At 43.7% G+C, this 12,735-nt stretch carries 10 protein-coding genes; all 10 read right to left on the bottom strand.

Features of this window, described 5'->3' with window-relative positions:
• Positions 1–49: 49 nt before the first annotated feature.
• Entirely contained in the window at positions 50–1,129 is a 1,080-nt protein-coding gene (locus tag M0221_RS03950; RefSeq protein WP_020443048.1) for an HpcH/HpaI aldolase/citrate lyase family protein, read from the bottom strand.
• Positions 1,130–1,206: 77 nt separating this feature from the next.
• Positions 1,207–2,388, bottom strand: coding sequence for a cysteine protease StiP domain-containing protein (locus M0221_RS03955; protein WP_483284418.1), 1,182 nt, complete (start codon positions 2,386–2,388; stop codon positions 1,207–1,209).
• 81 nt (positions 2,389–2,469) lie between these two features.
• Positions 2,470–3,288 (bottom strand): HAD hydrolase family protein, encoded by an 819-nt coding sequence (locus tag M0221_RS03960; RefSeq protein ID WP_483284419.1) that lies wholly within the window; start codon positions 3,286–3,288, stop codon positions 2,470–2,472.
• Between the two features lie 404 nt (positions 3,289–3,692).
• Positions 3,693–4,664 (bottom strand): peptide ABC transporter ATP-binding protein, encoded by a 972-nt coding sequence (locus M0221_RS03965; protein ID WP_011513103.1) that lies wholly within the window; start codon positions 4,662–4,664, stop codon positions 3,693–3,695.
• Positions 4,661–5,722: an ABC transporter ATP-binding protein gene (locus M0221_RS03970; protein WP_483284420.1), complete on the bottom strand. Its 1,062-nt coding sequence runs from the start codon at positions 5,720–5,722 to the stop codon at positions 4,661–4,663. The genes M0221_RS03965 and M0221_RS03970 overlap by 4 nt, the downstream gene beginning before the upstream one ends.
• Positions 5,722–6,636, bottom strand: coding sequence for an ABC transporter permease (locus M0221_RS03975; protein WP_133105167.1), 915 nt, complete (start codon positions 6,634–6,636; stop codon positions 5,722–5,724). Before M0221_RS03975 ends, M0221_RS03970 begins: the two co-directional genes overlap by 1 nt.
• Before the next feature lie 235 nt (positions 6,637–6,871).
• Positions 6,872–7,888 carry an ABC transporter permease gene (locus tag M0221_RS03980; protein ID WP_483284421.1) on the bottom strand — a complete coding sequence of 339 codons (1,017 nt, stop codon included), beginning with the start codon at positions 7,886–7,888 and terminating at the stop codon, positions 6,872–6,874.
• Positions 7,889–8,100: 212 nt separating this feature from the next.
• The gene (locus M0221_RS03985; protein WP_483284422.1) at positions 8,101–9,744 is read right to left on the bottom strand and encodes an ABC transporter substrate-binding protein; all 1,644 of its coding nucleotides are present in this window, start codon (positions 9,742–9,744) and stop codon (positions 8,101–8,103) included.
• A gap of 476 nt (positions 9,745–10,220) precedes the next feature.
• Complete coding sequence (locus tag M0221_RS03990; RefSeq protein WP_483284423.1) at positions 10,221–11,498, bottom strand: phosphoribosyltransferase domain-containing protein; 1,278 nt, start codon at positions 11,496–11,498, stop codon at positions 10,221–10,223.
• 44 nt (positions 11,499–11,542) lie between these two features.
• Complete coding sequence (locus tag M0221_RS03995; RefSeq protein WP_483284424.1) at positions 11,543–12,706, bottom strand: ATP-grasp domain-containing protein; 1,164 nt, start codon at positions 12,704–12,706, stop codon at positions 11,543–11,545.
• Between the last annotated feature and the right edge of the window lie 29 nt (positions 12,707–12,735).

Below are 12,735 nucleotides of genomic sequence, written 5' to 3' on the forward strand. Positions count from 1 at the left end.
ATGGATTTGATAACGGCTTTTTTAACGCTTTAAAAGGAGTGTTTAAAACTTATAAGCGCGCTGTATAGTCGTTATTGCCATCATTAATGGTGCCAAAAACGTTAGCTCTATTGACGATTTCGGTTGCCCAAGCACGATGGGTAGCAGGCTCTAGCATAGTATTGTTATATTTAAAGACCGCTTTTGCCTCGCTATGTAATATCGCCTGTGCCTCATCTAAAGTGCTAAGCGGTACGCAGTATGCTTGCTGTACCAAGGCAATTTGACTTGGATGAATAACGGTTTTTCCGACCAACCCCAAGCTGACATCACGCGTCAACTCTTGCATAAATAACGTAGGCTCATCCAAATACTCAAACACCGGTGCCGACAGATAAAAGCCATGTGGCACAAAACAGCCAAGCAGCTGGTAGGCTAGTGTACCAACAGGTGTATCATAGACAAGGCTATTCTTAGGACGGCGCAAACGCAGTGCTGCAAATAAATCATTACCACCAATACGCAAAGCAAATACAGGCTGGCTAAAAGCTTCTTTGAAACCAATCGCCAGCTCTTGATTATGATGTGGATTAAACAACGCTGCCGTCTCAAGCGTTGGCATTAATAGCATGTCAGTACTAAGATTCTGGCATGCCATGCGCCAATTAGATAGACTATACATATCGACTTTTGGCATCACAAAGCCATCAATCAAATCAATATGGGTAAAGCCCGATAACTGCTCTAGCATGGCAGGATGGCGCGGACGTACAAATACCAACGGACGCGTTGGCTGCTCAGTCTGTATCTTGGTTTGTTGTGTTTCAGCTTGCTGTGTCGGCTCATTGATACTATCAACGTGCGTCGCCCACGTATACAGCAGCGTTTGCAAGCGCTCAAGTGCCAACTCAACATCATTGTGGCTGACCGCATCTTCTAGACAGATGATAATACTATTAATCGTCGGTAATTTATCACGCTTGATCACTTGCCAGATATCTTGGCGCGTCGCTGGCATATATAAGCTCGCTCCCAACTGATACGGATGATGCATGTTAGGTTTGAGCATAGCATGACGCTCAGTAATCAGATGCGCGTAAGACTGGGTGTTTTGATAAAGGTGGGACTCGTTTTTTGGCATATCTGACATAATGGGCATCGTAAATAGTGGTAAATGAATGGGTCTAAAAGTATGGTTTCAAGATTAGGTAGAAAGATAAGGAGTTATTAATCGTCTGTAGCGCGCTGCTTAATAAGGGTAATCGCTTGATAAGGCAGTATTTTATCACCTAGTACGCTAATAGCGATATGTCGCTGTGTACATAAATGCCTTAATAATATAGTGTCGGGGTGCTCAGCGCTCGCTAACAAAATACGTTCAGGGTCGCGGCGTAGTATCGCGCGTGTCGCCTCAGCAATGGTCGGCTTAATACGATTGCGGTTGCTAATACCATACTCAGCAGCCAAGCTATCGACTAATTCGGCCGTTTGATAGCGAGGTTGCTTATGTGTTGGCAAACATTTCAAAGGCGTGTTTAATGTACGCCTTGTCGCATCGATACAATCAATAAAGGCCAGACTATGATCTACACTGATCAAATTATCATAAAAGACACTGCGATGCAGCCCCAATTCTGGCTCAGTATATAAACTGCGTGATATAAGCCCTGATACAGTACTATTTAATAAACCTGACGGAATCAACCAGTCATCGATACTAGCAGCCAGCCAAGCAACACCAGCCGGATCAGCAAGGGTCAGTAGCGGTATAACATCCTGACCTTGATGGAAAATATTGGCAAAGTTAGGGTGGTTAGGATTGGCAAAGGCTTTTAGACTATGCGCCAGTTCTTGATAAATCGCCCCTTTACCTGTCCAACCATCGACAAATACAATCGGGCTATGAGGATGATTATTTAATATCATCTTTAAAGCAACCGGATCAAGACCACGATCTCGTATAATACTGACGCCATAATGCACACTTGGTAGAGAGTAGCTGCTATCGGCAGTTGCTAATGCGCGTTGTAACAGAACGCCTATTGGTAAACCCGCACGCACAAGACTGACTAATATTAACGGGCGCTCATTATTGACGTTTGGCTGAAAAACTTGCTGTAGCGTATAGGCCAAATTGGTAATATCAGTCGCTGCTCTTACTTTTCCCTGCTCTAACGCCTCGATATATAGCTGCTCATGCATGGCACTTGGCGCGTCTTCCAAGGTCAGCATATCAGAGTAATGACGCTGCCCACTTTGAATCAGTGCTTCTTTTTGACTGACAGGCACATCAGCAACGGCATCTTTATCAACGATATTGAGCAGCACAGTGACATCGCTAGCAAGATAGCTGCCTGAGCCATATTGTGATAAATCGGCTGTTTTAATATTAGAATGGATTGAAGTCATAGTAGAAATAGTTGTACTCGTTTGATGACGGTTTAATAATAGATTAATAGCAGAATATCATTTAATAAAAGGTAGCGCTCATCATTTAGCTGCAAATTTCTCATGTAGCTGTCCATGATTGGGCATGCCGTACCAGTCAAGTAATTGCAGAAATGGCAGATCTGCCAGACTGTCACCAAAACCGAAGCTTGGGCGCTGATGATCCAAATGCTGTTCCAATAAAAATTGTACCGCATGACGTTTATGAATAGCATGCGGCAATATTGCTAAATTATTAGCATTCACATGCACATAAAAAATCTCATCAAAATCTGGTATGAGCGTTGGTAATTGTGTGGCTAAATCTGCCAATGCTTGATGGTCTTTTTGCGTGTGTTTGATCGCTAAATAAATGGTCATCTCGCTATCGATAAAAGTATCGGTATGCGGGGTTAACTTTAAATAGTTATGAGTACTATCGCTTTCTGGTCTATAACTATTGACCAATTCAGTCAGCTGACTGAGCTTATCTTGTACTGGAGCAAGCGCGTTATACATATGCTGCTGCCACGTGCTTAGTAGCTCACCATCAGACGCTAAAATGACCGCGCCATGGGTCAATACTTGCCAGCTATTAAAAGGCAGTTTGACGCGTTTAATTTCTTGACGATCACGTGCTGTGACAGCTATCAATTCAGTACTGGCAAATAGCCAATTAAAAAAGACCGCTTGGCGCTGACTCATAAAGCTTAACGGCTCACCTTGTTTATTGATGGTGGCGCAAACCAAATTTTCAGGTTCAGTAGTGGGTAATTCCCATGCATCAATTTTACGCTGAGTTTGAAAGAGCGTATCGTCCAAATCCATTAGCGCATATGGCTTTACAATGTTTGGACTAGACTGGAAAAATGGGAAGGTCATTATGTTTTCCAAAGATAAAAATGATGATAAGACTGTTTATAGATGGCTTGGATACGAATATGTAAGGGAGGTGCAGCGCTGATTTTTAAAACTGAGCATTACCTATTTATCAGACTTTAGCCAAATGCAGACAGTATAACGATAATCATAAAAAAGGTCAGAATAAATCGGTAATAAAAGTGCAGAATTATCGCAAGAGGATTGGACGTAACTCATTTGGAGTTAGCATATAAATGTAATAAACTCAGAAAATTGAGTAACCAAACTTTCCAAGTTTATTAAAGGGTGATTATGCAGACGGCAGGATAATACTAGGTTTCTTGTGATGGCTACTATAGACTCAGCAACAATCAAGGTGCTATGTTTATACTATCATTTAAATAACAAAGAAATATTTGAATATCCTATCCATATATTTCTTCTAACCTTAGGCAAGAGACTAATCGTCCTTCCCATTCACGCAACTCGGGCTCAATTTCGCTACATATTGGTTTGGCATAGGGGCAGCGTTTATGAAGTGCGCAGCCACTTGGCGGATTAAGCGGACTAGGTAATTCGCCTTGTAGAGTCAGCTCTTTTTTATGACCCGTCACTGAGGGCGCTGCTGAGAGTAAAGCGATGGTATAAGGGTGTTTAGGATCATTATAAATAGCATCTTTAGCACCGTGCTCAACGGCTTTGCCTAAATACATGACCATCACATCATCTGCTACGTGGCGTACGACAGAAAGGTTGTGCGAGATAAAGACATAGGCAGTATGATATTCATCTTGCAAATCCATAAATAGATTCAGTACTTGCGCCTGAATAGAGACGTCGAGTGCTGACGTCGGCTCATCAGCGACGACAATTTTAGGATTGAGCATCATGGCACGAGCAAGAGCAATACGTTGGCGCTGACCGCCAGAAAACATATGCGGATAGCGACCGGTATGCTCAGGACGCAAACCAACGTGCTTCATCATTGCATGGACTTTGGTGCGTTTTTCTTCTTTGCTCAGCGTGGTATGAATGTCTAACGGTTCTGTGAGCTGAAAGCCAATGGTATGGCGTGGATTGAGGCTACCATACGGATTTTGGAATACCATCTGAATCTCAGTACGCAAGTTTTTAAGCGCACTTCTACTATAACTCGTAGTTGCCTCATCGTTAATAAATAACTCGCCACTGGTAGGTTCCTCTATCAAGGTAAGTTGGCGCGCCAAAGTAGATTTGCCGCATCCTGACTCACCGACGACCGCGAGGGTTTTACCTGCTTCTAGCTCAAATGAGATGCCATTTAATGCCTTAACGAACGCTTTGCCTTTTCCTAAGCCTAGAGACACTTGATAGTGCTTATGTAAGTTATCTGCCTTTAAGACGATTTTATTACTCATATTCCAGACTCCATCGTAGCGGTTTGAGTAGTCCGAGTAGGATGTTCGGGCAGGGTGGCGTGAATACAGCGGACTTCGCCATTTGGGGTTGCTAAAATGGGTGGTGGCACCTCACAAGCAGGCTCTTTGTATGGGCAACGTGGTGAGAGCAGACAGCCTGTAGGCCTGTCATATTGGCTTGGCACCACACCTGGTAAGCTATTTAATCTATCTTGTCCAACAGCCAGTTCAGGAATCGCCTGTAGTAGCGCTTCGGTATAAGGGTGCGCAGGTTTTTGGAATATCTCTGGCACTGTACTGGTCTCGACCACTTGACCGGCATACATGACAGCGACATCACGAGCGTTTTGTGCGACTAAGCCCAAGTCATGAGTGATGAGCACCATTGCCATTTGCTTTTCACGTTGTAAGCGACTGAGTAAATCCATGATTTGAGCCTGAACGGTAACGTCGAGAGCGGTCGTCGGTTCATCAGCGATAAGCAGTTTTGGCTCGCAAGCCAGTGCCATCGCAATCATGACCCGTTGACTCATACCACCTGAGAGTTGGTGCGGATAGACCCGTAGGCGATTCTTAGCATCTGGCATCTCAACCAGCTCTAATAATTCTAAAAGACGCTGCCGTACTGCTGCTCCGCGCAAGCCAAGATGGGTGGTCAATACCTCGCCCATTTGCATCTCGACCGTAAAGCTTGGATTCAGGCATGACATGGCGTTTTGAAATATCATCGAGATATCCTTACCGATAATCTTGCGCTTTTGTTTTGCTGGCATGGTGAGGAGATTCTTGCCATCAAAGTTAAGACGATCAGCAACGACAGTGGCAGAAGAGGGTAATAAACCCATCAGTGCCATCATAGTGACCGATTTACCAGAGCCTGATTCACCGACAACTGCGACGACCTCTCCTTGTTTGATTTTTAGAGAGACATCATCGACCGCACGGAATGCTCGTGCTCCTTCTCCAAAAGTCACCGATAGATGCTCAATATCGAGGAGTAATGGGTTGTCTGTGGCAAGGTTATTTGCTATTGGGCTATTTACTTGAGAGTCGTTCATTAAGATACCTGCTTCAATTTTGGATCTAAGGCATCACGCAGACCGTCACCCGTTAGATTGATGGACAATGCGGCTAAGAAAATCGCCACACCGGGCCAAATCGCTAACCACACATTGCTCTGGATATATTGGCGAGCAGTACCTAGCATCGCACCCCACTCAGCATCAGGGGGTTGAACACCGAAACCTAAGAAACCAATCGCGCCGGCTTCCAAAATAGCAGTAGAGAAAATCATGGTCGCTTGGACGATTAATGGCGCCATACAGTTGGGTAATATCGTGATAAATAATAATCTTAAGACGCCTGCACCCATGACCTGTGAAGCAATAAAATACTCACGTTGCAGCTCAACCATTGCTGTTGCGCGGGTCAACCTAATAAAAGGCGGCGTACATACCAAGGCAATGGTAATGATGGTGTTAGTCATCGAAGGCCCTAAGATAGCGGCAATGATGATAGCAAGCAGTAAACTTGGGTAAGACATCAAGATATCATTTACTAGCATGACCGCTTTGCCCCAAACCTTGGGCCAAAAGGCAGCACTTAGCCCTAAAGATACGCCTACAATCATCGCTATCGAAGTAGCACTGATGCCAATAAATAATGAATAACGTGCGCCGTGCATGACGCGCGAGAGCGTATCACGACCGGCATCATCGGTGCCCAAAAAGAACATCGAATCACCGCCACTAAAGAAGGAGGGCGGCAACTGCTCTTTACCGGTGAATAATTCATAAGGGTCATAAGGGGCAATGGTAGGGGCCAAGATTGCGACGATGACCATCAGCATCAAGACTATAAAACCCAGTACCGCGCCTTTATTTCGGCAAAAGGTGTATAAAAACAGCTGCCAAGAAGTCGGCGGCTTAGGCGCAACCGGAGCAATGTCAGAAGGAACTACAGAAGGCTTCATTGGATATTCCTTTAGTGAATCAGACCTTGTTTTACTCCACTGGCTTGCTTACTTTATTAGGATAAGTCGCTTATGGTTTCAGCTAACTTAGCATGCGCTTATCTTCTGTAAGCTGAGTAATACAAACTTAGGGATACAAGATCTTTATGAGCACTATGGGTAATTATTAAAAACTATAAATAGCAATTGTCGATGCAATAACAATGCATCAAATGGGCTTCACCCTAACAATAGACTATGAAGAATGGCGAATTCTAGGATTAATAAATCCATATAAAATATCGATCATTAAGCTCACCAGAATCAGAGCAGTAGCGACCAATAAAATACCATTTTGTACAATGGGATAATCACGTGTAAAGAAACCATCTAATAACCAGTTGCCGACACCCGGCCAACTAAAGATAGTCTCAGTGATAATGGCACCAGCCAGCAATGTTGCCATCTGTAATCCCACTACAGTAACCACGGTAATAAGCGCATTACGCATCACGTGAATTAAAATCACACGTTTTGGTGACAGACCTTTGGCTCTTGCAGTACGCACATAATCTTCATCCAATACTTCAAGCATCGCCGAGCGTGTCATACGAGCAATCATCGCTAGAGGAATGGTAGATAGGGCAACCGAGGGCAAGATGAAATGTTTGACAACGTTCCAAAAGGCGCCGGGCTCACCAGAGCTTAAAGAACCTAGTAGCCAAGACCCGTATAAAGGTTTGACGTCTAGGAACTGCGCGACAGAGATAACGCCAGAGACCGGTAGTAGACCTAGATAGTGGGCGAAAATACCCGTTAGGATTGGACCAAGTAAGTAGATCGGCATAGAGTAGCCGGCAAGTGCGCCAGACATTAGGGTATAGTCTAGCCAAGTACCACGGCGTAAGGCAGCCAAAATACCCAGACTAATACCAATGATACTCGCTATCGTAATCGCGCAAAGCGCTAATTCTAATGTCGGTACAAAATGGGCAAAAAAGTCCTGCAATATCGGTGTGCGGGTACGAAAGGATTCACCAAAGTTACCTTGCAGTATCCCAGTGAGATAATCCCAATATTGTACGGGTAACGGTTTATCTAGACCAAGGCGGGCTAAAGCCTGCGCATGTAGCTCAGGATCAACCATGCGCTCTCCCATCATAATCTCAACTGCATCGCCAGGTACAAGGCGAATAAGAATAAAAGTCGATAGGGTTAAGCCGATATAGACGGGAACTAAAATTAAAATCCGGCGTAGAATATAAAGTAGCATAGCTCGGCTCGTTTTTATAGAAGTGGCTTTTACTAGCTATAGCTCAGGCTCAGACAAATACGGCTGGAACAGAATCTCTGAACCAGCCGCAAACGTACATAAAGCAATGACTATAGAATAAAAGGCGTCACTAAGGTTTGTTAAGTACTGGTATTGAATCTAATATCAGTACCAAGTGAAGCATTGATATTAGCTAAGGCTATTTAACATCCTTATTCAATATCAACGCCATCAAAGCGAATGGAGCCGAGTGGGCTAATTTTGTAGTCTTTTACATTAGGGGTCGTTAATACCGTCACGACTGAGTTAGCAACTGTAGTCCAAGGTAGTTGGTCTTTAAAGATAACCTGAGCCTGCTTGTAATTGGCAATACGCTCATCTTGGTTGGTATTTGCACGCGCATCCATGACCAGCTTATCAAAGTCTTTATTACACCAGCGAGAGTAGTTGTTACCGTTAACCGCATCACAAGATAGTAGAACGCCTAACCAGTTATCAGGATCGCCATTATCGCCTGTCCAACCGGCTAGGATCGCTTCAGGCTCGCCTTTACCCGCACGCTTTAGGTACTCGCCCCACTCATAAGTCACAAGCTTGGCTTTAACGCCAATTTTAGCCCAATCTGATTGAATCATTTCAGCCATTAGCTTGGCATTAGGGTTATAAGGGCGCTGAACGGGCATGTACCATAAGTCGATTTCTAAATCTTTAGCACCTGCTTCAGCCAGTAGGGCTTTGGCTTTTTCGGTATCGTAAGGCGCATCTTTGATCTCATCGTTATAGCCCCACTGCGTTGGTGGCATTGGGTTGCTTGCTTTGATACCAGAACCTTGATATACCGCATTGATGATGGCGTCTTTATTGATTGCCATATCGAGAGCGCGGCGAACATTGACATCTTTTAGGTCTGGTTTTTCAGTGTTATAGCCTAAGTAACCAACGTTAAATCCAGCATCATCTAGTACGTTTGCTTTGCCAGATTTTTTGGCAGAATCAACTTCAGATGGGTTGGCATAAGCGGAGACATTACATTCGCCTGCTTGTACCTTCTGTGCGCGAACCGCAGAATCTTTAGTGATGACAAAGACGAGGTTATCGATATGAATGTTGTCTTTGTTCCAATAGTCAGGATTTTTTGTATAACGAATCTGCGCATCTTTTTGATACGAAGTAAAGACGAAAGGTCCAGTACCGACTGGTTTGGTATTTAGATCAGCGGCATTGCCAGCGTCTTGTAACTGCTTAGCATACTCTGCAGAATGCACATAGGCGAACGGCATTGCTAGGTTTTGTAGGAATGGCGCGTTGGTCTCAGTCAGAGTGATTTTGACCGTATAATCATCGACTTTTTCTACTTTGTCGATAATATCAGGTAAGCCCATGCCTACTGAATATGGGAATTCAGCTGGATAGTCTTTATTAAAAGCAAAGCCTGTATCGGTAAGACGTTCGATGGTAAAGATAATGTCATCAGCATTGAAGTCACGAGTTGGGGTGAAATAATCGGTCTTGCCGAATTTGACGCCTTTACGTAGATTGAGTGTATAGGTTTTGCCATCTTCGCTGATTTCCCAACTTTCGGCTAAGCCTGGCTCAATTTCGGTTTCGCCACGTTTAAATTGTACGATACCATTAAAAATAGGATAAGCACTGGCATCAAAGTCAGTACCTGCCGTATATTGCGCAGGGTCAAAGCCGGCAGGGCTACCTTCTGAACAGTAAATTAAGGTCTTGGCGGCTTTGGCATCGCTACCGGCATCTGCCGTTTTATCCGCAGTTTTATTGTCGCCGCTACAGGCGCTGGCGCCTAGCGTTAAGGCTGCTAATAAGGTGAGCTTGAAAAATGGAGTTTGCACTGTGATTACATCCTGTATAAATCGTTAGATAATTATCGATTGATAGCACGACAACGACGTTAGACGCCGTTGATCTCGAACTCTAATCGATAAACCTTTAATTCCTTTTAAAGTATTTATCAATTCAAATTATTTCAGGTCATGACAAATTATCAGAATTCGAGACACCCCAGAATGGTGTGTCTCAAGTGTTTGGTCTTCTAATAGTTGATATGTTGACACTGAATAAGCAAATGAATAGACCGAATATATAGGTAAATATGAGGTTGTGCAAGGTATCTACAGCGCAAATATGAATTTTTTTATGCTATGGACATCTTTTTTGTTATTAATGAGGTATTTAACCTCCGTAAAATCACAGGCATATATAAGTAAACTTTGTTTTAGAAAGATATAATAAATATTCTAAAGATGTTCATATTACGGCTATGACAATCCATTATCAGTAGCTCGTAATATGCATGTTAAATGCACGTCTATTTAGGACTCACCACCAACACATTATCCAAACCTTTCCACATGGTATCCACACTATCAGCCGACGTTTCCACACACAATACAATCAAATCCCACTCATTTGGCTCAACGTTATAAGCAAAATTGGTCATACCAAGGCCATAATTATCACGAAAGCTTAACATCGTGCCAATACCGCTACCAAGTGCAATCGGCGAGCGGGTTAATGCACTAAAATTCACCATATTATTGCTGTTATCTAAATTCGTATGTTGCTCAAGCCATTCCGCCAGCAAAAACGGCAGCCAGACAAATTCATTACTGCCCAATACCAATATTTTTTGTGGCAATTGAGCGTTATTAAATGCGTTTTGGCCCTCAAAACTTGCAAATGCAGTTTGGAAACTTGCTAGATAATCCGCAAAGCCATTCGTGCTATCTAGCGTTGGAAAGCGCCCCCAATTACCGGTATTGCCCAAAGGTTGACTACCAGCTTCGGTCGTATCAACCGATGGCATAATGATAGGCTCAGGGTTGGGCGCATCAGTCCATTTCCAAGCGCCAGATAGTAAATGATGGCGGTGAAAATCAATGTTTGGCAGACGGGCGGCAATCGTATCATTGGCGTTAGCATCAGACTCACTTTGATTCTGATTTAGTGACCAATCAACTAAGGTTGTGAGATGCACTTGCTCTAGTTGGGTCAACCCAGCTTCACGTAATGCTGTGACGACATTAACGCAAGTATTACCCGTTGATGCTTCATCATCGACCATAATTAGCGTTTTACTGGCAAGTAGTTGCGCTTGCGTCATTTTATCGGCACTTTGATAAATCAGATGCTGACTGGCATGACTGTGGTCTTCGCTAAAAGTGGTCAATAAAGAATCGCTACTGTTGTCATCATGCTGGGCATGACGAGTAGAATTCAGCAGTAACGCTTGTGGATAGCGCGTTTGTAGCGCTTGGTGCACACCGGCAGATAAGCCAACCGCCGTCTCTGCCATACCGATGACCAAAATCGGCTCAGGCAAATCATCAGGTACTAAGTTTGCCAAATCAGTAAAGGCGTCACGCATGATGCTTGGTGCCACCGGAATATGACGACCTAACACTTTTGAGACAAACAAAAACGCCCGTTTTGGGTTGATACGTTGAGCAAAATCAAGCAAATCTTCTAGCTGATAATGGCTACTTTCTTTAAGGTCGTTATTACCACTAGCAGCGTTGGTCTGATAGGTCAGATCAAGCGTACCGCGAGGTAAGGTGATGGTCGTGTTGTGTTGCTTATTTGGCATTCATATTCCTTCAGTTTTTCAATTTTTTATATCGTTAGTTTCACTTATTCAGTAGTATCTTCTTCAATTTTTACACTCACCATAATAGAACGTACTTGGCACGGTGTAATTTGCTGTGCGATATCTGCCAGTTTCGGCTTCTTACTTAAACCGAGCCAATAAGCAAAACCAACTTGAGTTAGATCTACGCCGCTATGAGTGGTGTAATCAATACCACCAGAGGGGCGACTATTAATCTCAAGCACACGATGCTGACCATTATCATCCGCTTTAGTCTGGACACTAACGATACCATCACAGCCGAACGTTTTTATCAGTGGAATGACCACCTCCATGACTGATTGCTCATAACCAATATGCTGAATTTTCCCCGTTTTATAACGGGTAATAGCAGCCAACACTTCGCCGTATTCACAGACGACATCGATAGAGTATTCTTGTCCTGATAAATAAGGCATTAATAGCATGGGAATCGGGCGCTCATGCACCATGAGACTGTTGGTATAAGCATTGATAAATTGCGCGGTATTGATTTTCTTCTCTTCGGTAAAGTATAGATGCTCGAAACTGTCGTATTGCTCACTTTCTTCTTTACCCGTCTCTTTAACTTTACCTAAGCGCCAAAATCCTTGGGCAAAAATACCCGTTACTGGTTTGACGCATAAAGGCTGATGACCATGGGTGGCAAGTAACGCTTCAAGCTCTGCGACAGTATCAAAGCGCCATGCATCTGCGACAGGGATATCATGCTCATGGCACTGCTGCATAAAGGCAAACTTATCATCGATGGATTCCAGTGCTGAAACACTGGTCGCACCTGTCAATAAACGGATACCTGCTGCTGCAAATTTTTCGCGATGAGCTTCATAATCAATGCCATTGCGTCCAGTGAGTAACACTTTCACGTTGTTTTTCTGAGCTTGTTCTAACACAAATTGCCAACGTGGCATCAATGGCTCAACAGATTCGAGCACTGCTTGTTCATCGCTATCTGCGGTGCTAATAGAAGGCTCGCGGTAAATGATGTCGGCAAATTCAAAAATCTCAGGTCTATTATGACGATGTGAGGCAACGATATGAAAGGGCACGCTAGATTGAGCTTTTAGGGTTTGCAGGCTAGCTAACATATCACGCTGGCTTGACTGACCTTCAGCCAACCAAGCAGCGCTTAACTTTGTATGATGACTATTGTTAACAGGGTTATCCATAATTCTCTTTGCACTCTCTTAAATAATAG

This window comes from Psychrobacter sp. ANT206 (genome assembly GCF_056880555.1).